Origin of the sequence: Microcoleus sp. T2B6 (assembly GCF_036700475.1) — a bacterium.
Taxonomy (GTDB): Bacteria; Cyanobacteriota; Cyanobacteriia; order Cyanobacteriales; family Microcoleaceae; genus Microcoleus.
On sequence record NZ_JAUBOZ010000063.1, the window covers coordinates 1 to 25,081 of the forward strand.

21 protein-coding genes and 2 pseudogenes are annotated in these 25,081 nt (G+C 44.6%); 10 read left to right on the forward strand and 13 right to left on the reverse strand.

Annotation, left to right across the window (positions count from 1 at the left end):
- Positions 1 to 206: 206 nt before the first annotated feature.
- Positions 207 to 1,412 carry a 4-hydroxy-3-methylbut-2-enyl diphosphate reductase gene (locus QUA00_RS23735; protein ID WP_333411311.1) on the reverse strand — a complete coding sequence of 402 codons (1,206 nt, stop codon included), beginning with the start codon at positions 1,410 to 1,412 and terminating at the stop codon, positions 207 to 209.
- Positions 1,413 to 1,543: 131 nt separating this feature from the next.
- On the opposite strand from QUA00_RS23735, the gene QUA00_RS23740 reads away from it, so the two are divergent.
- A complete protein-coding gene (locus QUA00_RS23740) occupies positions 1,544 to 1,978 on the forward strand; it encodes a GxxExxY protein (RefSeq protein WP_333144506.1) in 435 nt (144 codons plus the stop codon).
- A gap of 125 nt (positions 1,979 to 2,103) precedes the next feature.
- Here the strand turns inward: QUA00_RS23740 and QUA00_RS23745 are convergent, their stop codons facing one another.
- Positions 2,104 to 3,537 (reverse strand): ammonium transporter, encoded by a 1,434-nt coding sequence (locus tag QUA00_RS23745; RefSeq protein WP_333411312.1) that lies wholly within the window; start codon positions 3,535 to 3,537, stop codon positions 2,104 to 2,106.
- Positions 3,538 to 4,323: 786 nt separating this feature from the next.
- Positions 4,324 to 5,241 carry an SGNH/GDSL hydrolase family protein gene (locus tag QUA00_RS23750; RefSeq protein ID WP_333411313.1) on the reverse strand — a complete coding sequence of 306 codons (918 nt, stop codon included), beginning with the start codon at positions 5,239 to 5,241 and terminating at the stop codon, positions 4,324 to 4,326.
- Between the two features lie 281 nt (positions 5,242 to 5,522).
- Here QUA00_RS23750 and QUA00_RS23755 point away from each other — a divergent pair, with 281 nt between their 5' ends.
- Entirely contained in the window at positions 5,523 to 6,125 is a 603-nt protein-coding gene (locus tag QUA00_RS23755; protein ID WP_333144509.1) for an IS607 family transposase, read from the forward strand.
- A gap of 305 nt (positions 6,126 to 6,430) precedes the next feature.
- On the opposite strand, the gene QUA00_RS23760 is transcribed toward QUA00_RS23755, so the two are convergent.
- Positions 6,431 to 8,032, reverse strand: coding sequence for an ammonium transporter (locus tag QUA00_RS23760; RefSeq protein WP_333411314.1), 1,602 nt, complete (start codon positions 8,030 to 8,032; stop codon positions 6,431 to 6,433).
- Positions 8,033 to 8,115: 83 nt separating this feature from the next.
- Positions 8,116 to 8,637 (reverse strand): 5-(carboxyamino)imidazole ribonucleotide mutase, encoded by a 522-nt coding sequence (gene purE, locus QUA00_RS23765; protein WP_333411315.1) that lies wholly within the window; start codon positions 8,635 to 8,637, stop codon positions 8,116 to 8,118.
- Positions 8,638 to 8,871: 234 nt separating this feature from the next.
- Here purE and nagA point away from each other — a divergent pair, with 234 nt between their 5' ends.
- Entirely contained in the window at positions 8,872 to 10,101 is a 1,230-nt protein-coding gene (gene nagA, locus QUA00_RS23770; RefSeq protein WP_333411316.1) for an N-acetylglucosamine-6-phosphate deacetylase, read from the forward strand.
- A 74-nt stretch (positions 10,102 to 10,175) separates the two neighbouring features.
- Here nagA and QUA00_RS23775 read toward each other — a convergent pair whose 3' ends face one another.
- Positions 10,176 to 10,418, reverse strand: a complete 243-nt coding sequence (locus tag QUA00_RS23775; RefSeq protein ID WP_333411317.1) for a hypothetical protein — start codon at positions 10,416 to 10,418, stop codon at positions 10,176 to 10,178.
- Positions 10,419 to 10,701: 283 nt separating this feature from the next.
- Between QUA00_RS23775 and QUA00_RS36920 the strand changes: the two genes are divergently transcribed.
- Both QUA00_RS36920 and QUA00_RS23780 read left to right on the forward strand, forming a co-directional pair.
- Complete coding sequence (locus QUA00_RS36920) at positions 10,702 to 10,812, forward strand: helix-turn-helix domain-containing protein (RefSeq protein WP_445251082.1); 111 nt, start codon at positions 10,702 to 10,704, stop codon at positions 10,810 to 10,812.
- 136 nt (positions 10,813 to 10,948) lie between these two features.
- Complete coding sequence (locus QUA00_RS23780) at positions 10,949 to 12,187, forward strand: transposase (protein WP_333301334.1); 1,239 nt, start codon at positions 10,949 to 10,951, stop codon at positions 12,185 to 12,187.
- On the opposite strand, the gene QUA00_RS23785 is transcribed toward QUA00_RS23780, so the two are convergent.
- Positions 12,158 to 12,655: a hypothetical protein gene (locus QUA00_RS23785; RefSeq protein ID WP_333411318.1), complete on the reverse strand. Its 498-nt coding sequence runs from the start codon at positions 12,653 to 12,655 to the stop codon at positions 12,158 to 12,160. The two genes, QUA00_RS23780 and QUA00_RS23785, sit on opposite strands and share 30 nt — an antisense overlap.
- 318 nt (positions 12,656 to 12,973) lie before the next feature.
- Here QUA00_RS23785 and bchM point away from each other — a divergent pair, with 318 nt between their 5' ends.
- The 5 genes and pseudogenes from bchM to QUA00_RS23815 all read left to right on the forward strand — a co-directional run bounded on the left by bchM (position 12,974) and on the right by QUA00_RS23815 (position 15,408).
- Complete coding sequence (gene bchM / locus QUA00_RS23790; protein WP_333144434.1) at positions 12,974 to 13,660, forward strand: magnesium protoporphyrin IX methyltransferase; 687 nt, start codon at positions 12,974 to 12,976, stop codon at positions 13,658 to 13,660.
- Between the two features lie 535 nt (positions 13,661 to 14,195).
- A pseudogene (locus tag QUA00_RS36925) lies at positions 14,196 to 14,658 on the forward strand (IS607 family transposase); the annotation flags it as partial.
- Between the two features lie 66 nt (positions 14,659 to 14,724).
- On the forward strand, positions 14,725 to 15,000 hold the full coding sequence (locus tag QUA00_RS23805) for a hypothetical protein (protein WP_333144436.1): 276 nt from the start codon (positions 14,725 to 14,727) through the stop codon (positions 14,998 to 15,000).
- Positions 14,957 to 15,106 carry a transposase family protein gene (locus QUA00_RS23810; RefSeq protein WP_333411331.1) on the forward strand — a complete coding sequence of 50 codons (150 nt, stop codon included), beginning with the start codon at positions 14,957 to 14,959 and terminating at the stop codon, positions 15,104 to 15,106. The genes QUA00_RS23805 and QUA00_RS23810 overlap by 44 nt, the downstream gene beginning before the upstream one ends.
- A gap of 29 nt (positions 15,107 to 15,135) precedes the next feature.
- On the forward strand, positions 15,136 to 15,408 hold the full coding sequence (locus QUA00_RS23815) for a transposase family protein (RefSeq protein ID WP_333411332.1): 273 nt from the start codon (positions 15,136 to 15,138) through the stop codon (positions 15,406 to 15,408).
- A gap of 178 nt (positions 15,409 to 15,586) precedes the next feature.
- Here the strand turns inward: QUA00_RS23815 and QUA00_RS23820 are convergent.
- From QUA00_RS23820 to QUA00_RS23845, 6 genes and pseudogenes are all read right to left on the reverse strand, one after another.
- Positions 15,587 to 16,788, reverse strand: a pseudogene (locus QUA00_RS23820) (ISAs1 family transposase).
- Positions 16,789 to 16,956: 168 nt separating this feature from the next.
- Entirely contained in the window at positions 16,957 to 17,127 is a 171-nt protein-coding gene (locus tag QUA00_RS23825) for a hypothetical protein (RefSeq protein WP_333144438.1), read from the reverse strand.
- Positions 17,128 to 17,338: 211 nt separating this feature from the next.
- A complete protein-coding gene (locus tag QUA00_RS23830; protein WP_333411319.1) occupies positions 17,339 to 18,043 on the reverse strand; it encodes a rhomboid family intramembrane serine protease in 705 nt (234 codons plus the stop codon).
- A 699-nt stretch (positions 18,044 to 18,742) separates the two neighbouring features.
- Positions 18,743 to 19,840, reverse strand: a complete 1,098-nt coding sequence (locus tag QUA00_RS23835; protein WP_333411320.1) for a DJ-1/PfpI/YhbO family deglycase/protease — start codon at positions 19,838 to 19,840, stop codon at positions 18,743 to 18,745.
- Between the two features lie 134 nt (positions 19,841 to 19,974).
- Positions 19,975 to 20,733 carry an SDR family oxidoreductase gene (locus QUA00_RS23840; protein ID WP_333144441.1) on the reverse strand — a complete coding sequence of 253 codons (759 nt, stop codon included), beginning with the start codon at positions 20,731 to 20,733 and terminating at the stop codon, positions 19,975 to 19,977.
- Positions 20,734 to 20,990: 257 nt separating this feature from the next.
- Positions 20,991 to 24,851 carry a PAS domain S-box protein gene (locus tag QUA00_RS23845; protein ID WP_333411321.1) on the reverse strand — a complete coding sequence of 1,287 codons (3,861 nt, stop codon included), beginning with the start codon at positions 24,849 to 24,851 and terminating at the stop codon, positions 20,991 to 20,993.
- Between the last annotated feature and the right edge of the window lie 230 nt (positions 24,852 to 25,081).

Sequence of the window (25,081 nt, forward strand, 5' to 3'; positions counted from 1 at the left end):
CTATGCCCTATGCCCTATGCCCTATGCCCTATGCCCTATGCCCATGAGTACCTCATATGAGAGCTCGAAAGGCTATAGTTTAACATCGGAATTATATCTTTTTACGAGCGAGCGTCTCGATCGCACTCGCAAAGAGACACTCGCCCTGCACTGAGAAAATTAACTGAGAGAATTATGATTCCGAGTGCAGTGCCGAAACAATATAGTTACACAATCGCAGCCGCTTTCATCGCGAAAATGCGATCGATCGCATCTTCAACAACCTTATCAGGCGTAGAAGCACCCGAAGTCACGCCGACTACAATTTTACCATCCGGTAGCCAACCTTCAGTTACGACCAAATCTCCCCCCAAAGGCTTGTGTTCGATCCGATTTCCCGGTAAAATGCGCTCCGCACAATCAATGTGATAAGAAGGAACAGTTTTGTCGATCGCAATTTCCTGCAAATGGGTAGTATTAGAAGAATTAAAACCCCCAATCACCAGCATCAAATCCAACTTTTCCTCAACCAAACTCAACATAGCATCTTGCCGTTCCTGAGTCGCATCGCAGATAGTATTAAAACTCAAAAAATGCTCGTTCAAATTCTCCGGCCCGAACTTCCGCATCATCGTTTTTTCAAACAACTTGCCAATATTCTCGGTCTCAGTTTTGAGCATAGTAGTTTGGTTAGCAATCCCCACCATTTCTAAATCCCGATCCGGGTCAAAACCAGCAGAATAAGCCTTACTAAACTTAGCCAGAAACTCAGCGCGATCGCCCCCGTGCAAGATATAATTGCTGACATATTCAGCTTCGTGCCAATTGAGCACAATCAAATACTTATCAGCAAAAGAACTCGTAGCAACAGTTTCCTCATGCTTATACTGACCGTGAATAATCGAAGTGTAATCCTTTTTTTTGTGCTTTTCAACAGTATTCCAAACCTTAGAAACCCAAGGACAAGTAGTATCAACAATCTTACAGCCCTTATCATTAAGCAACTGCATTTCTTGTACGCTCGCTCCAAAAGCAGGTAAAATTACCACATCGCCACTATCGACAACAGAAAAATTTTTCTGCCCATTCTCAACAGCAATAAAACCAACTTCCATATCCCGCAAATGCTCATTGACAGACGGATTATGAATAATCTCATTAGTAATCCAAATCCGTTCCGAGGGGAAATGCTGGCGAGTCTCGTAAGCAATAGCTACAGCGCGTTCCACCCCCCAGCAAAAGCCAAAAGCCTGAGCCAGCCGGATTGTAACTGCGCCGCGTTCCAGCCTGTAATTATTGTCGCGAATTTGCTGGATCAGACTGCTTTGATAAGCCGTCTGCATTACCCCAGCTACCTCAGCTTCGTGTCCAAAACCCTTGCGGTGGTAGTTTTCCGACTGTTGGAGCGATCGTTTAAAAGCTTTAGTATCCATGCGGTATCGAGTTGAAATCTAGGTTAATTACCTTTGATTTTAGAATGCCTGGGGTGCGATCGGGCTTATTGGTTCAGTAGCGAAGAGGGGATATGCTATTTATATGATCGACACATGAGAGGGAAGAAGGAATGAACCGCGAAGACGCGAAGGACGCGAAGGAAGAAGAAAGAAGAATGAGACAATTGGGCGAACAGCTAGAACAGTTGGCTTATAGAGTGATTGGGGCGGCTATTGAGGTGCATCGGCTTTTGGGGCCAGGATTTTTAGAATCAGTGTATCAGGAATCCTTAGAAGTTGAATTTCGGATGCGGGGGATAGCTTGTCACCCTAAAAAGCCAGTAGCAATCACTTACAAAGGTTATCCAGTGGGCGAAGGTCAATTAGACTTTCTGGTTGGCGATATCCTCATTGTCGAATTAAAAGCTGTCGAAAAGCTAGCTCCCATCCATGAAGCCCAAGTTATCTCCTATCTTAAAATGACCAAAAACACCCTAGGCCTTCTGATCAACTTCAACGTTCCGATCCTCAAAGAAGGCATCAAACGCATAATTCTCTCATCTTAACCCTTCTTCCTCTTCCTTCTTCGCGCTCTTCGCGCCTTCGCGGTTCGTTAAAAAAAACTTAAAAAAATTGCAGAGACCAAGATTGCTGAGTCTCTGCACGATCGAACTTATTCAGAAAATTAGCTTTAAACCTTCTTCGGCGCAAAAGGAGAACTCGATTCAAACGAACTGAAACCGCCGGCGAAATCCTCACCGTAAGCTTCTTCCCCGTGCTGGCCGATATCCAAACCTTGGTCTTCAGCAGATGAGGGCACTCGCAGTTCCATAAACTGTTCCAAAATTTTCAGGATCACAAAAGTGCCGACAGCCGCAAACAGGTAAGTAGCTAGAACGCCTACAAACTGGGTGACGATTAGCCCCGGATTCCCGGCAAACAGCCCGTTATTTCCGGCTGCGTTAACGGCTTTAGTCGCAAATAAGCCAGTCAGAATCGCGCCCACAGTTCCGCCTACGCCGTGAACCGGGAAGGTATCCAAAGAGTCGTCAAATCCCAGCTTAGCCCGCCAACTAACGGCAAAGAAGCAGCAAACCGAAGTAATCGATCCGATCAAAAGCGCTCCCACTGGAAGCACGAATCCAGCAGCAGGTGTGATTCCCACCAATCCCGCGAGGAAACCGCTAGCAATTCCCACTGCTGTCGGTTTGCCTCTGAGCACCCATTCCACAATTGTCCAAGTTAAACCGCCGGCTGCAGCAGAAATCATCGTGGTGACAAAAGCCACTGTTGCTAAAGAACCAGATCCCAAAGCGCTACCGCCGTTGAAGCCAAACCAGCCAAACCACAGCATCCCAATTCCCAGCAAGACGTAGGGTACGTTGTGAGGGGTGTGGGGCTTGTTCAAGTGGTCTTTGCGGGGCCCGATCATCCAAGCTGCGACAACGGCAGAAACACCGGAACTAATGTGTACGACTGTGCCGCCGGCAAAGTCCAGAGATCCGATCGCCGCCAGCCAGCCTCTACCCCAAACCCAGTGGGCTAAAGGAGAGTAGATGAAGGTAGACCACAGCAGCACGAACCAGAAATAGGCTTTAAATGTTACCCTTTCGACGATCGCCCCTGAGATCAATGCTGGAGTGATGATGGCGAACATCATCTGGTAAACCATGAAGACTTGGTGGGGTATGGTCGGTGCGTAGCCGATCGGGTCTGGTGTGTCCGCCGTCACCTTGTTCAAGAACATCCAGTCGAAGCCGCCAATGAAGCTTTCGATCCCTTTACCAAACCCTTCGGATACTGGAGTGGAAACGTCAAAGGCTAAACTGTACCCCCACAACGTCCAGGTGACGCCGATCGTTCCCATCATCACCAAGCTCATCATCATGGTGTTGAGGACGTTGCGCGATCGCACCAGTCCCCCGTAGAAAAACGCCAGCCCAGGTGTCATCAGCAATACCAGTGCTGAGGAAACCAACATCCAGGCCGTATCGCCGCTGTTGATCGGATTCGGCGCCACCGCAGCAGCGGCACCTGCAGCATCTTGAGCTAAGGCATTGTCCGTTAGCGGTACGCTTAACAGCCACAGCGCGAGGATGCCGATCGTTAAACTTTTTTTGATCACGTTAGTTGTACCTTCTCATACTCAGCAATTTTCCGGGAAGACCGAGCCGATTTTAGATGCGAGGATTTTAGATGCAATAGTTATTTGGTTTTAAGTCCCTGTTTTAGCGGAACAAATCTTCAATAGATAATTCCCCAATCCTCAACCCCCCGGCTTCGTATAGCCGGGCTCATCTAAATTCGTCAACTATCAATCTAATGGTCTATGCCTTTTGGATTGCACCATTTGTACAAACAGTTATTCTGTATCACCCTATACTAAATAGCTAAGTATCATATTTCTTAATCTATCAGTCGATACTTGACATAGCCAGTGATAGCAGAGTAATCGGAGAGGGGGAGAGTTGGGGAGAATATGACTTCATCCTTGATCTTTCTAACTAATAACTAAGGACTAATAACTAATAACTAATAACTAAGGACTAATGACTAATGACTAAGGACTAAGGACTAAGGACTAAGGACTAAGGACTAATAACTAATAACTAAGGACTAAGGACTAAGGACTAATGACTAAGGACTAAGGACTAATGACTAATGACTAATGACTCATGACTAATGACTAATGACTCATGACTGTTGACTGTTGACTGTTGACTGTTGACTGTTGACTGTTGACTAATGACTACTGACTAATGACTAATGACTAATGACTAATGACTAATGACTAATGACTAATGACTAATGACTACTGACTACTGACTAATGACTAATGACTACTGACTACTGACTACTGACTACTGACTACTGACTACTGACTACTGACTACTGACTACTGACTAATAACTCATGACTCATTTTTCAACTGCATCTGATCGAACAGTTGCAGGGCCGATCGCCAAACCAGATAACCTTGATCGTTAAGGTGCAAGCCATCTGTGCTCAGTTCAGTTGGCAAATTGCCGTCAGCATCTGCAAACAGCGGGTACAAATTCAGATACAAAACATTTTCCGAACTAGCTATTTCTTTCAGCCGTCGATTTATTGCCCGAATCCGACTGTTAGGAATTGCCAACAGCCGATCGCGATTTTCCCAAGTAGCTTGTTCCCCGCTGTGGGGCAAAATCGACTGCACAACTACTTGTGCTTTGGGGTGCGCCCACCGCAAATCGCGAATAATCTGCCGCTGGTTGTCCAAAATCCCTTCGTCGCTGGCCCCCCGCAACAAATCGTTAATCCCGATCATCACAAACACTGTATCCGGCGCAGTTCGATCGAACAACTGCAACCGCTTCAGCAAACCCACCGAAGTCTCCCCCGAAATTCCTTGATTCAGCCAAATTCGATCGGCTGGTAACAGCTTGGTCGGAAACCACATACTCAGAGAATCCCCAGCCAAAACACTCAGTCTTGAGGGTCGATTCGCCGCCGCCGCCTCAGCTTCGCGACCCAACTGCGTCACCCACTGCTGGTACGTCCATTTATGTCGCGGCCCGGGAACGGGCACGTCTAGCACTGCCTTTGCAGAGATTGCCGGTTGGTCTATTTGTTCCTGGGCCACTTCTGCCGTCACCGCATCATTCGCCTGGAAGCGTTCTGTCAAGTTGTTTCCCCGCAGCAGTAGTTGAGCTACTGTAAGTATCAGTACCCCGTTCGTCACCAAAGATAGCAAAGCCCAAACCGGAACAGTTTTCGATCGGCTAACTTCCATCCCTAAGAGGGATTTATGAGTTCTACTTCTGCTACCTCCTCCAAACTTCTCCATAAACTCAAGCTATTTGCAGCCATCACACCGAATAATTTGCACTGATTGCTGCATCAAATTTTACCGCTCAATTAAAGCCTCAATTCTTGTAATAATCAAGCACTGTGCTGTGTTGGGCAAGGGCGGCGATGCAGAACTTTGCTTTTTCGCACTACTTTACCATAAAAAATCTGCCTACCAAACTTTCTTGCCATAAATCGGACTTGTCCAACCGGCAGACGGGGACATAAATATATCTAAAACTTACCGAAATTACCCATTTCTGATGCTAAAATCCAAAAATGAAAAAATTAACTATAACTGAAGCAGCCAAAATTAAAGGTGTGAGCGCTTCCACCTTACGCAGGTGGGAAGCCGAAGGCAAGCTAATACCCGAACGCACCGCTAATGGTCACAGACGCTATGACCTAGCTCATCTTCTCGGCTTAAAACCCAACGGCGCTTTAACCATAGCTTACGCTCGGGTTAGCAGCCACAACCAAAAAGATGATTTAGACAGACAAAAACAAGTTTTGGAATTGTTTTGTGCATCTCAGGGGTGGCAATTCCAAATCATTGAGGATGTAGGTTCTGGGGTTAATTACAGTAAGGGGGGTTTACAACATCTAATTCGGGCGATCGCAGACAATCAAGTAGAAAGGTTGGTATTAACTCACAAAGACAGACTGCTGAGACTTGGTTCTGAACTAATTTTTAATTTGTGCGAACACTTTGGGACAGAGGTAGTGATTATAAATCAAACCGAAAATGCTAGCTGTGACGAGGATTTAGCTAAAGATATACTAGAAATAATCGCTATTGTCTCCGCCCGCCTTGATGGCAGGAGGAATGTCAAGAACAAGCGCCTCGTTGAAGAACTTAAGGCAATTGGCGATCAACTCTAACCAATACACCAGTTTTCAACGCTCGTGATTTACAGATTCTCAATTCCCATTTCCCCATTATCAATTACCAATTAATGGCGCACATCTCAGGCAATCGAAAACTGCTATATGTACGCCATTAAACGTAAACTAACAATAAAAATATGCCCGCGTTCGTATCGAATATTGAAACGCGAGCACAACGATAGACAGCCATAAGTTGGCGGGTATTTCAGATTCGGGTGTTTCTGAATAAAGGGGTGAATTAGCTGATAAATAGCTAATTTAGGACACGAAAGCTGAATTGATCGATCTCTTCGCACGCTCTACATTTTGTTAGGCCTCCCACCAGAACCCCCACCATAAACGCCGTAGCCGCTCTCACTTCTGTTATCCAAGCTCGTTTCCTTCACAAACCCGGTGTAAGCTTCCATCCCGTGTTCGCCGATATCCAAACCTTCAGCCTCCTCTAAAGCAGAAACGCGGATACCCAGCAAAGCTTTGAGTGCCATCCAAAAAATCGTAGTCAGCAGCACGGTCATCCCGCCTACAGAGATAATGCCGACCAACTGCGCCCAGAGTTGACCGAACCCTCCGCCCACGAGCAATCCGGCTGCCGGGCCTGCGGTATAAAGTCCAGTTGTAGGCCCGTCAGCAAATAAGCCAACTGCCAGAGTTCCCCAGATGCCGCAGACTAAGTGAACTGAAGTTGCGCCTACAGGGTCGTCAATTTTCAAGTTGTCGAAGAAAGTTACTGCGAAAACTACCAGGATACCGGCGATCGTGCCGATTATGGCAGAGTTGGGCAAGTTGATCCAAGCGCAGCTCGCTGTTACGCCGACTAAGCCGGCGAGGATGCCGTTGATAATCATCGAAAGGTCGGGTTTGCCCAGGTACAGCCAAGCAGTAATGGTTGCAGCAGCTCCCCCGAAGGCACCGGCGGTGTTGGTGGTGAGCGCAATGTGGGCGATCGCATTTGGATCGACTGCCATTGTCGAACCGGGATTGAACCCGAACCAGCCCAACCACAGAATCAAACAGCCCAGGGTGGCAATGCTCATATTGTGTCCCGGCATCGCCACAGTATCGCCGTCGCGGTACTTGCCGATCCGCGGCCCCAAAAATGCCGCTCCCATCAAAGCAGCCCAACCGCCTACCGAGTGAATCACTGTCGAACCGGCAAAATCCCAGAAGCCTGCTTTTGCCAGCCAGCCGCCGCCCCAAATCCAGTGTCCGGTAATTGGGTAAGCAATGCCTACTAGCAGCAAGCTGAAAATTAAGAATTCAAGGAATTTAATTCTCTCTGCAACGGCTCCAGAAACGATCGTCGCAGCAGTTCCCGCAAAAACTAATTGGAAAAAGAATTTAGCGTTAAGAGGCACTCCCGTCCAGTTAAGCGAGTCGAAAATGCCTTGATAAGCCTCTCCTGTGGCGGGGCTGTTGTCAGCTACGTTCCACAGGAAAAATCCGCCGCTGGTGCCGATAAAACCGTTGCCGTCACTGAACATTAAGGCAAAGCCGATCGCCCAATATGCGATCGTAGAAAGCGCAAAAACAATCAAGTTTTTGGACAGCACGTTGACGGCATTTTTTTGGCGGCAAAAACCGGTTTCCAACATACAGAAACCCGCGTTCATAAAGAACACTAGCATCGCCGCCACCATGACCCACATGGTATCCATGCCCACCTTAAGGCTTGCTAATTGTTCCTCGGTGGTTGGTGCGGGAGCTGTTTGGGCTACCGCCGCATATCCCCACACCAAGACGATGATTGCAGCTAAAGGTATACAGGCTTGCCAACTTGGAGTGAGGCGGGCGATCGCCCGTGGTAACTTCTTCAACCTGTTGACTTTCGTAAAAAATTTAGCTGCTGACAAATTGAAAGACTCCCGCCTGACGGGTTTTGACTTTTTCTTTCCGACAGTCATTTTAATCACTTTTACCCTCTTTACGGCTAGTAAGCTCAGCAATATTCGGAAAACTTTCCAATCTTACTACAAAAGTTTATGGATTATTTGTTGAGATTGAGATAGTTATGATAGCCTAGCTCTTCTAGAAGATTTTGTTTTTTCAGTACAGATTCGGACAAAGTTTTGCGGTAATGCAAAACTCGCTCTAGCAATTCTGGCTGATGAGCTGCCAGTATCTGAACTGCCAGCAAGCCAGCATTCTTGGCGTTGCCGATCCCCACTGTTGCTACGGGTATCCCGGCTGGCATTTGCACGATCGAGTACAGCGAATCTACCCCTTGCAGGTGGCGACTCGGTACGGGCACGCCAATTACGGGCAAGGGGGTTAAAGATGCTACCATACCTGGGAGGTGCGCCGCTCCCCCGGCACCTGCGATAATGACTTTCAAGCCTCGTTGGTGAGCGGTTTGGGCATATTCCACCATGCGCGAGGGGGTACGGTGCGCCGAGACGATCGCTACGGAGCAAGCAACGTTGAATTCTTCGCAAACTGCGATCGCATCTTTCATGGTTGGCAAATCCGAATCGCTACCCATGATAATTCCAACTGTCGCTTGATTCATAAAATTTTCAGATTTGAGATTTCAGATAAATGCTAATTTTAAATGATTGCGTTAACTCAAATTTAGATATTTTGTACCAAAACTGACCCTTCAAAGCAATTTTGCCACAAGCCCCCGTCTGAGCAGCCCTAGAGCCAGCAAAAAGCAAAAAGCTCCCCCTCCCGATCGCCAGCCACCGGACTTATCCGTAGCGAATATTAAATCTAAAATCTAAAATCTAAAATCTAAAATCGGATGACTGAAGCCACAACCCCAACTGCCGCCCCCACAGATATTCTCAATGTTCGCATCCCCGGTTGCAAGGATTTGCAGATGCTTGCTGTTGACGAAACGGGAATCATTCAAGAAGTTTTGCCGATGGACGCCGTATTTAAACGGATTTGTCCTCCCCATTTGCACGTGCTTGATGTAGCAGGCGATTGGCTTTCTCTGGGCGGTGTTGACTTGCAGATTAACGGCGCCCTGGGTTTTGCTTTTCCCGATTTAGAAAGCAAGCATATTGAAATTTTGCCGAAAATTTGTCAATTTTTGTGGAATCAGGGAGTAGATGCTTTTTTGCCGACTTTGGTGACAACTTCCGTGGATAAGTTTAGGCGATCGCTCTCAACTATAGCTGATTATATCCGCACTGTACAAACCGCTGCCCCCGCAACAATTGAACCCAAAACAGCGGAAATTATTGGAGTTCACCTCGAAGGCCCTTTTCTCAACCCCCAGAAGCGAGGCGCTCACCCAGTTGAGTTTTTGTTACCGCTAACTATAGAAAATGTCAAGCAAGTTTTAGGAGATTGTGCCGATATTGTCAAAATAATTACTTTAGCGCCGGAGTTAGACAGCACTGGCGAAGTCATTTCCTATTTGCAAAGTTTGGGAATTTCCGTCAGTCTCGGACACTCCCAAGCGACGGCAGAGCAAGCACAGCAAGCATTTGAGCGGGGGGCTTCAATGGTAACTCACGCTTTTAATGCGATGCCGAGTTTGCACCACAGAGAACCGGGTTTGTTGGGAGCGGCGATTGTTTATCCGGGGGTAAAATGCGGTTTAATTGCTGACGGGAAACACGTTTCTCCGACAATGATTGATTTTTTGCTACGCGCTGGTAGGTATCAAAAAGGCGTTTTTTTAGTGAGCGATGCTTTGGCTCCTTTGGGTTTGCCTGACGGTGTTTATCCTTGGGATTCCCGACAAATTGAAGTCAGAAAAGGTACAGCTTGGGTAAGATTAGATTATCACTCGGCCCTGGAATGTGCTACTTTGGCAGGTACTACTCTGCCGCTGTTGGCGGGAGTACAGAATTTGGTGGAGTGGGGGATTTGCGATGCCGAAAGTGCGATCGCCCTGGCAACTGAATCTCCAAGAAAGGCGATCGGACTTTCGGGAATTATTGGCAAATCGGCAAGTCAATTGTTGCGCTGGAATTTAAATGCTGCGACAAAAGAATTGGCTTGGCATCGGTTGTTTTAAGTAGTTCCATTTAGTTTCCATGCCATTAGTTTCTCGCGCAGTAGAGTTCGTAGTGAGGACGAAGAGCCCTGATGCTAAGCGCTGCTAGCAATTCGGTGTTCTCGGCAAGTTCGATCGTAAATATGATTTAATTCCACAGCCAAGCAAATCTCGCCGCGCAGCCACAGCGGTAAAACAGGGAGCTCGCAGCCCACAGCCAGTTTTTCCTGCCAAATATCGAGGCATTGGTTGCCGTCTCGCTCGATCGGTCGATAAGCTGTAGCATAGAGTTCAGCGTCGAAGGGCGAAGCGCTTCCTCCCGCCAGACGGGCTAACAATTCATACGGGCTAACAATTCATTATGAAGATTTGCCTTCCTTCCCGTCACCAAAAAACTGGGTCTGAAGCCCCGTCGTTCTACGACGGCTTTTTATTGATTTTCCAGTTTCCTAATCAACCCTCTGAGTACGTCTGATTGAGAGCGCATTGTCTTTGTACAGTAACGCGCAAGAATTTCAGCTTCTTGAGAACTGATGCGTATATGCAATCTCTTATCTTTTTCCATAACTTCCACGATGTGTACTCAGTTTATGTGTACAATATAGCAAGGAGGTAAAAACAATGCAACGCTGGAACTACAAGTTAAAACCAAACAAAGAGCAAGCCGCGCTCATGGCCCAATGGCTTATAACACTGCGTAAGCACCGTAATTATTGTCTCAGAGAACGCTGAGCGCGGCTGGGAGACTAACAACAGAAATGTTGAAACGCCTCGGAGCTATGCTTTTGGGTCTTATTGCGAAATAGACACCCGTTTAGAAGTTGGTGCTGTGTGTCCTCTTAGTTGTCCGGTTGTCAAGCATGGCGTTATGTCTGCAACATTAACCAAGACCAGTAAAAAGCTAGGTCTGTGTTGGGATAGCGCTGGGGGTATTCAAAGTAAGAGAACTACTGAGTTAAGAAAAGAAAACGAGTGGTACAGCCGTATTGATTCAGATGTGTTGCAGCGAAACCTGGCTAAACTAGATACTGCGTTTGCAGGTTTTTGGAGTCATAAAAGAGGCTTTCCGGCTTACCGAAAAGCCTCAAATTTCAAGACCTTCGAGTACAAACCGGGGCGTTGCAAGTTTGAAAACAACCGAGTTTATCTTCCTGGTATTGGTTGGATGAAATACTTCAATAGCAGAAGTTTTCCATTCAATGTAGAAATCCGAACTGTAACCGTCAAGCAAAAAGGGACATATTGGTACATCAGTGTACTGCTTGACGACGGAGTGAGACTGCCAGAACTTATCGAACCTAAGTCAGTTGTTGGGATAGATGTAGGAATAAACAAGCTTGTGTCCCTTTCAGATGGTAGCTTTATTGAGAATATAGCTGTTGCAACAAACTCTAGAACAGCTCGACGATTAGCGATAAGAAATCGTGCTGCAAGTCGCAAGCAAAAAGGCTCTAGCAACAGGAAAAAAGCACAGTTCAAGCTGTCTCAAACCCAACACAAGCTAACCCAAAAAAGAGACGGATATAACTGGAAAGCGGCCGATAAGATAGTTAAAACGGCTGATGCTGTAGCGCAAGAAAACCTAAAAATAACCAACATGGTTAAACGCGCCAAACAATCGCACGATGGAAAAGGAGGTTATAGGAAGAATGGTGCTGCTGCCAAGAGTGGACTTAATAAAAGAATCCTAGATTGTGCTTGGGGGGATATTTTTGGAAAAATAGCGTGGCTAGCTGCGAAGTCTGGCAAGCCTGTATTTGCAGTTAACCCCCGACACACTTCTCAAGAGTGTCCTAAATGTGGACATACAGAGAAAGGCAACCGAGACGGAGAAAAGTTCGTGTGTCGCGCCTGTGGTTATGCTGAACACGCTGATACAGGAGCCTCTAGGAAAATAGCCAAGAAAAGCGGTTTATCATTTCCGCGTAATCAAAAAAGACTACCTGCGGACTGCGGGAAAGTAACGCCTTTGGAAATATCAATCCCTAAGTGGGTTGAGCCTAGGAACCTTAATTTATCGGTTAACTCGCAGTTATCTAATGTAGAAAGCGGTTATCCAGAAAAAAGGATATCCGGATTAATTTCCGGAGAATCCCCGCTGCTTTAGCACGGGGAGTGTCAAAACATCAACTATTACCAACCCAATTCCCTGGCGCAAATACGTCTCGCACTTAGAAACAAAAGCACCGCGATGAGTAGAACGAACTTTGTTGGCAGGACTTACTAATTCAATTGCACCGGCTAATACCGGGCAGGCTTCAGTGTTAAAAATACTGACTTGCACCGTTTGGGCCGCAGTTAGAAAAGGCACGCTTTGGGCTGGGGGTGACATCCAATTGTTTGGGAAATCTATTGGCAAACGAATTACCGTCTCTGGACAATCAAACTCCGGTAGAGGTTCCTCAAAAGCTGCTACATCAATTTCAATCCCAAACTGCACGTTGGGTTCGGCAAAGTAATTTGCGGGTAATTTGGCATTCAAATCCGATGCAATGTAAGTCGCCCAGGCGTTGTGAAAGGCGTGCCAGTGAGGGCCAACCGACAGCGGCGGGCGGAAATGATCTTGTAGCACCATATTTTTTTAATTTAGGGCTGATTAAAATTCTCGCTCGAATGTGCGATCGGCTGAACTCGGTTTTTATGGAATTAGTTTGTCAATTCGGGATTGTTCGAGTTGCGATCGCCCGTATAAGTAAATTTAACTCAATTTAATTGGGTGGGGAGTGTCAATCGATTTTAGATTTTAGATTTTAGATTTTAGATTTAAAATTGAAGAACTTAGCCCACTGATAAATCCGGGGGCCCCGGATTAAATTACTTTCGGTCAACAATAACTGTCGCTGCGGCTTTATAATATTTAACCGTTGGCAATCACTCAGCAGCAGGCAGATCGATGAATTTGGTAGACGACAAGACTATAGTTAGACAGTATTTTAACTCGACGGGATTCGATCGGTGGCAGCGAATTTACGGCGACGGCAAAGTCAATAAAGTTCAGCTAGACATCCGCACCGGGCACCAGAAAACGGTGGATACAGTCATCGAATGGCTGCAAGCTGACGGCAATTTACCCGGGCTTTGTGTCTGCGATGCCGGCTGCGGTGTGGGATCTCTGAGTATTCCTCTGGCTGAGGCTGGGGCGATTGTTTGCGCTAGCGATATCTCTGAAAAGATGGTAGCAGAAGCCTACGCTCGATCGACAGCAGTTCCCGGCAAGCTCTACAACATCTCCTTCGCCGCCCAAGATTTGGAAGCTTTAACCGGCAAATTTCACACTGTTATTTGTTTGGACGTGCTGATCCACTATCCTCAAGATAAGGCTGCGGAAATGATTGCTCACCTAAGTTCGATCGCCCAATCGCGACTAATTATCAGTTTTGCCCCCAAAACTTTAGCACTCACCGCCCTCAAAAAATTTGGCGAACTTTTCCCCGGTCCGAGCAAAACTACCCGCGCTTACCAGCACCGCGAAGCTGATATTATCAAAATCCTAGAAAACAACGGTTTTGTGATTAACAGAACAGCGATGACTAGCACTAGCTTTTACTATTCTCGCTTGCTGGAAGCTGTGCGAAAATAGGTTAAAAATATCTGCCAATTCTGAGGTCAGTTTAGATCGTTTATTGGCGTAGTGGGGAGGGTTTATACAATTTGTTGGTGGGGTGGGGGCGGGTTTATATAATTTGTTGATGGGTGTCAAAAATTTTGGCGAACCCGCCCCTACATGGTAAAATCGCGGACAAATTTGTAGATACTGTCTTGACCTGTCAAGGGGTAGCAGTCAAATAAGTAGGTAAACAAAATTAATTGCCGACTGAGTTGACTTGAAACCCTTGATACCTCTAAAGAGTAACAAAGTCGGATGTGTAATTAATTTTGTGTAGGTACTTAATTAGGGTCGAAAGGCTTTTGGGACTTTAAAATCCCAAAAGCCAAATGCACCAATTTCCGCATCAAAGCACCAATAACCTGCATTTTGACCTTTCCACGACCCAATAATCGCTCGCTCATCGCTTTCAACAAAGGGGTGGATGCTGGATGATTTTTTTAGACATAGCTTAACATTCTTTCCTGATTGGGTAACTATTGAGTTGTATTATTAGAGGTAAGCAACCTTGGAGACTCAATCAGACGTGACACTTTCAATTGGAGAGGCGGCTAAGGAATTAGGTATCTCGACAAAAACACTAAGACGCTGGACTGATGCAGGAAAAATTAGGTTTGAACGCTCCCCCACTGGACAGAGACGATTCTAAGTAACCACACAAAATTAATTACATAAAAACTCCTTGCTAGGCAAGGGTTTCAGTAGAAATATTGTGTAATTAATTCGGAACTACTACTTATCTTGCGGATATCAAGCGAATCGTTCCCAGAGACTTGAACCAGGCAGATGAGCGAATTACTATCAACTATGCCAGAGTTTCCAGTCATGACAAAAAAGATGATTTAAAGCGTCAAGCTGCTGTTTGGGAATCGTTTAGTGCTGCTAACGGCTGGCAATTTGAAACAATTCAAGACTTAGGTTCTGGATTTAATTACAAGAAAAAAGGACTGACAAAGTTACTCAAACGAATTAGACATCTCCAAAATAGTAACAGTTCGTGGTAATATCACATCATAAAGCTTTTTTGACACAGAAACATGAGCGACATACTCAATCATATTGAAGAGCATCCTAAAGAAACACAGCGATTAATGGGTCTGGATTATGAGCAGTTACAACAATTAATCCTAAACGCGGAACGATTACATCATGAAAAACAAGCTTTACTAGAATCAAAGAAAGTTAGAATTATCGCTGGTGGAGGCGGTAGAAAACCCAAACTATCTCGCTCGCGAACAAATAATTTTAACATTGGTCTATCTGAGACATATGACAACATTTCAACTTCTGGGCATCCAGTTTGGAGTAAGTGAGTCTACAGCTAATGATACATTTAACTATTGGTTGCCTCAATTGCGAGAATTGCTACCATGTAGCTTACTTGAACAAGTAAAAAAAACGCTGCTGACTATGAAATAGTCAAGGAAATACTCACAGAATATGAATTAATAGTAGATACCTACGAACAAGTCAGAGAGAGACCTGGAACTCAGGATGAACAAGAAAAATACTTTTCAGGCAAGAAGAGTAATCATACATTTAAAAGTCAAATAATTGTCATGCCAGATGGTAGAGATATCGTTGATGTTGTGGCAGGGAAACCTGGACCTAAAAGCGATATAACTTTATTCCGAGAAGAACGCTCACGGTTTGACCCTCAACTCATATTTAAGGGAGATAAAGCTTACGTTGGAGAAGCTTTAATTACAACTCCCGGGTAAACGCATCTAAATTAAGTTGACAGAAAATCATATTTGTGCGTGAGTCTTGTTCGGGAAAAATCCTTCTTAAAACTCTTAAATCCGATGGAATTAACCCAGTAAAAATCGAGCTTTAAGAACTTCTAAATTCTCGAAGCTGAATCAATTTAGATCGGGAATCTGTTTGAGTTTTCTAGCGTTAACTGGCAGAGTTTAAGATTTGGACTAAATAATTATTATCCATTCCCGCCAGATACCGCTTCATTTTTAAACTTCCTTTAAATCCTTTTTCTTGTTTCAGTAAATTGATGGCACTCGCGACGTAGAAGAGCAAAGTTTTCAGGAAAATTATCTTTACGAATCCGACTCTTGTCTTCACAAAAAGTAACATCCCATGTCCAATGTAAGCTATTTTCAATACCCCAATGACTGCGGATTGCTTGAGAAATCTTCTCGGCATTACTGGCTAAACTACTCAAATAAAAGCCAACTTCTGTGGTTGTTTTATTCCACAAACGTCTTTCACTTACGATCATCACAACCGTTTTCAATCCAGCCCATAATGATTGATTATGAAGAGATGGAAGCTCTGAGACTGCCACCGTCCAAATTTGTCTTTTTTCAACTCGATGATGCCCGGCTTCTATTTGTTGATAATAGCTATGCTCTCTGCCACCAAACTCTTCTTTTCTAGCTAATTCAAACCCGTTTTTTACGTCTTCATGAAGAAGTTTTTGATTCCCTTTTAGCGCTAAAAGATAATCTCCTTTCTTCTTAATTATGAGCGCTGCTATTTCTTTCTGACATCCCAAAGCATTGATGGTTATTATGCTTCCAGCAATTTCTAGCACCTCTAACAAAGCCGGAATTGCCGTCACTTCGTTAGATTTCTTATTGACTTTTTTTGCCCTAAAACTAATTGATGGGATGAAGACCATGCACTGACTATATGCAATGGTTTTTGGCTGTGATTCCGGTCATAAGATTGTTTCATTGTTTTGCCATCTATGGCTAGGACTTCTAGCTCCAACTTTTGGGTTATTGAATTTATCCAACTCAAAAAACACTCTTGAAAATGCTGCGGTTCAATTCGAGCAAAGAAGGAGACTAAATGTATCATGAGAAGGAATTCCATTCGGCAGTTCTAGAAAACCTTTCAGCCATTCATATTTGGTTGTTCCATAGAGTTCTATTGCTTCCCATCCATCTGCACCGCGTCTGGACAGCTAGAATCGCAATTGCTACAATATCTATTAATAAATGCTGTTTACTTCTTTCTATTCTTGGATCGGTCAAGGTTCCAAAATGGTTTAAAAAACAAGCGTTCAATAAGTGTGTCGGGTTCGATACACCTATTGTTTTTTGTTGGGCAGTTAAAGTCGAAGTAAACCCTTTCGCCATCGATCGCACCTAATTACGCACTTGATTTAGCCCAATACTTCATCTTATCATGTTTTAGGTTGAAATTAAGATGCGTTTACCCTGGGACTCTGACTCTGACTCTGATTCTTTTGAATTGTCAACTTTGGCTGTCTCTGATTTCTGTATCAGATCGCTCGATGGTGGTTTTTATGATGTTTTACTATTACTGGGCTGTCTCTCTTGGAGCTTTTCGAGCTTTTGTTGTAATTTTTCAATCAGCTTCTGTTGGGTGAGCACAATTTTGACCAGCTCCTGGTGGCTCAACTGGTCAACCATTTCTAATTTTAGTGCTGCTGATAACTCTGACTTTTCGCTCATCTGACTACATTACCATATTGTTCGGCTCTCTGCGGAACTATTTTTACCTGAATCCTTACCTGCCAACAATGGACAATCTCAAAAACCCGCCCCGACCGGGATATTATGGTTAATCGATCGGACATGACATGAAACCACAGATAAACGCAGATAAGCGCCGATTTCCTTGGCAGTTTATCTGCGTTAATTTGCGTTCATCTGCGGTGAAAAATTAAATCTGATTATCTTCAGAAAAAAGTCCCAACAAAGGGCCGAGAATAGCGCCGAAAACAAAGCCACCGGCGTGGGCCCAGTAGGCAACTCCCCCGGATTCCATGCCGACACTTGCCGGGGCATTCAAGGAAGCCAGCCCGCTCAATGCTTGCTGTGCAAACCAAAATCCTAGAAAGAAGAAAGCGGGGACTCTGACGGTGGTAATAAAAATTCCCAATGGCAGGAGTGTCAGAACTTTAGCTTGGGGATATCTGAGAATGTAAGCTCCCATCACGCCTGCGATCGCGCCGCTAGCACCTAGGGACGGAATGGCAGATGCTGAGGAGAAAAACCACTGAGTTAGTGATGCTAAAACGCCGCAAGTAAGGTAAAATACTATAAATTTGACGTGTCCTAAACGGTCTTCTACGTTGTTGCCAAAAATCCACAAAAATAACATATTTCCGGCAATGTGAAGAAAGCCTGCGTGCAGGAATTGGGAGCTAATTAGTGTCGTCCATTCGGGAAATGGCGAAGCTGGCAGAGCAACCCGACACATATTGCTTAACTGGCAAGGAATTACGGCCCAAGAGTAGAAGAATTGCGTTAATTGTCGATCGCCCAAACTGAGTTCGTACAAAAATACTAATATGTTTGCGGCAACCAGCCCGTAGGTGACATAGGGAGTGATAGTAATGGGATTTTCATCGCGTAAGGGAACCACGGCCTTTTTTCCTCATCAAAATATTGGCAACACAGTAGCGCATTTATAGCCCAGGTGTCTCCTGTCTAAAGGAAGAGGGAACAAACCAATCGATTTTAGATTTTAGATTTTAGATTTTAGATTTAAAGAATTGAAGGATTGAAGAATTGAAGAAAGCGACCTCATATCATTTCCGGTCGAGGGATCGCGATTGTTGTAGGGGCGGGTTCACCAACAATACCTGCCAATAATTGACAATCTCAAAAACCCGCCCCGACCGGGATATTATGCTTAATCCATCGGACATGATATTACGGATATATCCGAGGGCTGGTTAATCGATTTGAGATTTGAGATTTGAGATTTGAGATTTGAGATTTGAGATTTGAAGCATTGAAGAAAGCGACTTTACGGATATATCTGGGGGCTGCTTATCGGATACCATATTTTTTATTTATGCAGGGAGGAATGCGAGGGCTTGTACCGCCATCGGATGCCGCAAGCTTCCTTCAAACTCGCCGTGTCCAGCTAAAACAAAAATAAAACCCATTGAATAAAACCCTCCACCTTGCAGTTAGTTGAATATCTGCTTTTTAGTCTTGGGTTTTATTTTACCGCAAAGGCGTATATTGTAGGATTGCAGAGGAAGTTTGTAGTTGCGATATTGGTACTGGTTTTCACATCTCAACCAAACTACAAACTTATTTATCCCCTTGCTGATTACATTTTTACAGCGGGGCTAGTCGAAGGTTTAGGCGACTTAATTTCCTGGGAAGCTGCACGGGCGCGGAAGAGTTTAGCAACGACTTGTTCACACTTAGACAAATCCGATTCTATCTCTGTCAAAATGGCCGTTGATACCGGATCTGTGAACTTCACCCGCAGGTTGTTGATATCGACAACACCGGTTTGCAAATCACCTAGAGTGCTCCGCAGCAAAAACGTTTCATCGCTTCCTTGCATAGAAGCTTTTAATTTAGCGTATTTGTCAGCAATTTGGGCAGGCATTGAGGGTTTTTCACCAAAATCGTTGAGGCGACTTTCGAGAGCGATGATGTGGTGCTGTTTGTTTTGAATCATTTCTTTCAAGAGCGATCGCAAATCGCTGTCTTGGGTTTTTTCCGCATAATTTTGAAACGCTTCGCAAGCATAGCGTTCCCCTGCGAGGGCGGTATTCAAACCTTTAACAATGTCGCCTTGTGTCGAACCTCCCCAACCATTAGCTAATTTCCACCATTCTGCATTTTTGTCAGTTTCTTCGGGCAAACCGACTTCTTTTCCGCCGTAACCGAGGCGAGCCAGAATTGCGGTGGTAAATATTGCTAAATCTCCAGGTTGGCGGGAAGTGATCAAGTTGCCGTCAACTACTAAAGCTTCGTTAATGTAGTTAGCTCCGGCATTAATCATGTCTGTTTTAATTGCCAAGAAACCCGTCGCATTTTTGCCTTTCAGCAAGTCGGCTTCAATCAAAACTTGCGGGCCGTGGCAAACAGCAGCGACGAGTTTTCCTTGCTCAAATGCTTCTCGTACAAAACGTACTGTATTGGGATTAGTCCGCATCATATCAGGAGCCATCCCGCCGGGAATTATCACTGCATCGAATTCTGCGGGCAATGCTTCTGTCGTAGTTCCGTCAGCCTGCTGGGCAACTTTTCCTTGTTTCCCTGCATACTTTTCGTTTGTCCGCGAACCGAGGACAACTACATCAAAATTTGCTTGTTTTAAGGCGTTGTAAGGAACTAAAAATTCCGAATCTTCAACTCCATTTTCAATGAGTATGGCAACTCGTTTGGTGTTGGTGCCGTTATTTGTTGTCATAATCAACTTTCCTCAGACTATCTTCTAATCTAACGCTAAGTGATTGAGGGAGTTTTTAGCGTCTTGCTAAAGTGATAAATTAGTGATTTTTAAAAGGTGTCACCGTGAGCCTTTAGAGGTATTTTACAATTGTCTCAATGCACGTAAGAGGCTCCATTAATGTCGATCGTAGTCCCGGTAGCGTGCGTAGCCAAACCGGATGCTAAAAACGCGATAACATTAGCAACATCTTGAGGAGGAGCGATTTTGCCGATCGGGATATCGCGAATAATATCAGCTTCACCGAACTCCTGAATAAACTGATTAGACATTTCTGTACTGACAAATCCCGGGGCAACTGTAAAAGCCAAAATATTATCAGTCGCAAACCCTCTAGCAATGCTGCGAGTTAAAGCAACAATAGCGCCTTTAGAAGCGGCGTAGTGCAGATAATTCGGGTCATCGCCGCGAAAAGCAGCGCGACTTGCTATATTAATAATTGTACCGACCCTGCGAGTTTGAAAATGCAGAATAGATTCCCGGCACAAATCGGCAACGGCAACTAAATTAACTTGTAGAGTTTGCTGCCAAGCTGACGACCAAATATCGAACTCGTCCTCTATACCCGCTGACTGCATAATCCCCGCATTATTAACTAAAATATCAATATGGCCCCGCCATTTTAAAGCATCTCGCCACAAAGTCGAGGCCGCGTTTTCCACCATCAAATCTGCTGCTAATAAATAACAGCGATCGCCCGCAACACTTGCTGCCACCGCTTCAGCTTCTTTCTGACTGCGAAAGTAATGCAAAATCACCTCAGCCCCAGCATTAACCAGAGTCCGCACCGTCACTGCACCAATCCCTTTCGAGCCACCTGTTACTAAAATTACCTTTCCGGTTAAATCAATCATTTATCTCTCTCTTTTCTCTTTCTCTGTGACCTCTGCGCCCTCTGCGGTTAATAAAAAAATAAATCCCCTTCACACACGAAATAGAATTGCTCTATGATATAGCACATTCCATCTAAGGTGTATGCCATTTCCTTATGCTGATAGATATCTGCCACACACATCTCCAAAAACGTCCAAATCCTTTGCCCTGTTGGTGTATATTAGAAATATAGCCACTGCTTACAGCACTATAGCTTCTTTGTCATTAAACTCGATAACTACAGCGGCTTCGGCAGCAAAGGTCGAATCAGCTCCATAATTCGATCAGAATTAAAATTATTGATATAATCAGTTAGTGCTTTGGACAAACTTGCTTTGGATTCGGGAATTTGTAGAATTAATTCATTCATAACTTCGGTATCGAGATAGTAAGCGGCTTGATACATTTGTTCTAACCACTGGGGGGGCATCATGGATATATCTTCTACAGACACCGTTTCAACTAATGGTTTTTGTGGAGTTTGTTCTACGACTTCGTAGATATATTGTACTCCCAAATATTTAGCGAGTTTATCAAAAAGTTCTCTCTGCTGAAATGGCTTGCTTATAAAGTCGTTGCAGCCAGCCCTAAGAACTTTCTCTCGATCTTCTTCCAAAACACTGGCAGTTAAAGCAATAATGACAGTTTCTTGGCTCTGAGGGCGTTCTCTAATATATTTAGTAGCTGTGTAGCCATCCACGATCGGCATTCGTATATCCATCAGAATCAGGTGCGGCCGCCAACTCTCCCACAGTGAGAGTGCCTCCACTCCCTGTTTTGCTTCTCTCACCTCAAAACCAACCGAGGTAAGGATCTCGACTAACAAGCGGCGATTTTCTTCTAAATCTTCAACAATAAGAATGCGGTAAGTCGGTTGTCCGGGAGCTAAACCAATTACTCTTTGATTAATTGATTCTGGGGGTAAGGATTCTGCTTGAGGTAACTGTACACTAATCTCAAAGGAAAAAGTGCTACCTCGGTGCAAAGTGCTTTTAACCCGAATTTTACCGCCCATGAGTTTGACGAGTTTTTGACTGATCGCTAAACCAAGCCCACTGCCTTGACTCAAATTATTGCCAGCTTGGGCTTGCACAAATACCTTAAATAGGCTATCAATTTCTGTGGGCGCAATTCCCACGCCTGTATCCTCAACTTCAAAATATAGGTGACAGGATGTTTGGTCTGTTTGTGCTGCTCTTACCCGTAGGGTGACGCTTCCTTGATTGGTAAACTTAATCGCATTACCGAGCAGATTGACCAAGACTTGATAGAGTTTTTTCTCGTCGCTATGCACAAATTGAGGAATGTCGGGATCTAGGTCGAAAAATAGTTGCAATTCTTTAGATTGGACTTTAACTTGGAACATTTCTTCAATAGAAGTCAGCAAACTTTTCAAATCAAAGTCAGAAGGATTGAGGGTCATCCTTCCGCTCTCTATTTTGGATAAATCTAAAATATCGTTAATCAAGTCCAATAAATGTCTACCGCTACGATTGACAATCTGTAAACGTTCTTGGAGAGAAGGAGTCAGATTTCTCTCATAGCTCATCAATTGCGTGAATCCCAAAATTGAGTTGAGGGGGGTGCGGAGTTCGTGGCTCATATTGGCGAGGAAGACTGTCTTGGCTTGGTTTGCTTCATTTGCCTGATGAAATTCCAACTCAGCTTGTTTGCGATCGCTAATGTCAATTAAATATCCCAAAATTTCTACTGGTGTACCTGAATTATCTCGAATTAGCCTAAGCTGACCGAGCATCCAGCGATAAACTCCATCGGAGCGACGAAAACGGTATTCGTGGAAATAAAAATCATTAACGAATACATTTGCTAAGCCATTAAGCACTGGTTCTACATCATCTGGGTGTAAGTGATTCACCCAAAATTTAGAATCTTCTAAAAACTCGCTGCTTTCGTAGCCCAATATATCTTTGATATTTTCGCTCATGAACGTTGCTCCATAATCGCCAGCCGGTTTACTGCTAAAAATGAGTACGGGGCTGTAGTTTAGAAGAAAGTTGAGGCGATTTGTTGTAGCTTGCAAGGCTTGCTCAGCCAGTTTTAGCTCTGTTGCGTCCTCCTGAACAGCAACATATACAGTTCCGTATTCAGGATGCTCAAACCTGGATGTATGAACTCTGCACCAAAAGAGAGTTCCATCTTTCTTTATATTGTGGACTTCATATTTCGCTTCCCCGGTCTGTTCAATTTGAGTGACGATATCTAGAACGGTTACATCTGGTGTAACCTTTGTATCGACATAATTCAAAACACCAACTGATTGACCGACGAGTTCGCCCTCTGTGTAGCCAAACATAGCGTCAAAGGTAGGATTGGTATAGACGATCATGAGGTCGGAGGCTTTGATTAAACACACTCCTCCTGCCATGTTATTCATGATAACGCTTTGAAGTTCTAGCGTTTTTTGAGCTTCTTTTCGAGCTGTAATTTCTTGTATTTGAGAAATAAAATGCAGCGGCTTTCCCTGTTCATCTTGTACTAGCGAGCCATTAAGAATAATCCAAATAATATGTCCTTGTTTATGGAAATACCGTTTTTCCAGTTGGTAAGTTGAAATTGTTCCTGCTAATAGCTGATGTGCATAACTAAGATCCAGGTCTAAATCGTCGGGATGGGTAATGTCTTGGAAAGTTAACGCTAACAACTCTTCTGAGGAGTACCCAAGAATCTGACATAAGGCAGGATTGACTTTAATCCAGTGCCCATCAAGTGAAACCATCGCCATTCCAATAGACGCATTTTCAAACGCATTCCGAAACTGCTCTTCACTGTTTCGTAATGCCATCTCAATTTGTTTGCGATCGCTAATATCGCGCAGAATAACAGTAAATACCGTTTCGTCTCTCATTTCCAGCTTAGAAATAGAGGCTTCAGCCGAAAACTGCGTTCCATCTTGACGACGAGCCAAAATCTCGCCTCGTTCTCCCATCCTTCGCGCTCTGGTAGAAGACTGTGCAAATTGTTTGATATGCTGCGGGTGTGCATCTCTAAACTGTTCTGGCAGCAGTAAATTCAGTGGCTCCCCTAAAATATCCTCAATTTTATAGCCAAACATCTTTTCTGCCCCTTTATTAAACAGGGTAATGCGTTGAGTGCGATCGACTGAAATAATTGCATCATTGGCGATTTCTAGAATTCCCGCAAAACGAGCCTGCGATTTTTGTAAAGCATCTGTTCGTTCACCCACAAGATTTTCTAAAGTTTCGTTAAGTTTTTTAATTTCTTTTTCCGCTTGTTGGCGCTGGTAATCTATCTGGTTTAAAGAGCGAGCCGTCGCCAAGATGAGAATTGAGAACGTGACAACCATAACAGTTGAACGCAATGTATAGCCAAAATTAACGTTAAACCAGCCTAAATTTTGTCCCTGAAGAGTCAACCAGTTCACTGTCACTGGAAAGATTGTCCCCCAAGGCAGCAACCACCGAACCATTACTCCGCCAACTAGGGGACTGGTTACTACTTGCATTAATCCTTCCTTGGGGCGGAGCCATAAAATTCCTGCATAGAGGATGAAAAAGGTGACGATCGCGTTTAGGGAGGGAGTCGTCGTAATTGTGCCCAACCGTTCAAGAATATCGACATTGAATAGGTGTCCAAATAAAGCTAGTAGAGAAATTAAAGCTGCAACACTACTACAAATCTGAGCCAACCAAGTCATTCCTTGGGAATTTTGCCCTAACAGTAACAGTGCTAGTCCCATCAGCACAAAATTTAGGGCAGTATTTACTCCCATTCTTCCCGGATAAGGAGTCGCTGAAGAGACGAAATCTCGGAAAAGCCACTCATCAATACCCAGCTTCCAACCAAAAATATACTGGCTCAGCGTCAGCAGACCCATGATGATTATCAATCCTGCCATCCCTTGAGCGATGCGATTGTGCAGTCGGGTTCTTTGGTACTGCAACAATCTCAAAGACACTCCAGCCAGCAAAAAGCAAATTGCCGTGTTTGCTTTCATGGTCGAAGTCATACCGGGAAAACCACTTTTGAGTAGGGAGATGTCAAATTGCCAACCCAGCAGCACGAGACATCCAATTGCAATGACGAGTAGGCTTGCCATGTGAGAAATGCGCTTGTTCATAAATCGCCTGCTTGGGTTAAAACCATGTTCTTCTGATGTTACGCGAAGCGAAGAAGGGCAACCACGAGGGGACTGCCCCTAGCCGAACAATGCAGATTTTGTAGGGCTGCGCCCCGTTGCCAGCGCCATATCTCGGCTCGCAGGACTTCTTTCTGCCTAAAGTGACCTTTATAACCTAATAATTCAACATAATTCAACTATACTATTGGTGCATAGGCTTATATTCCTCT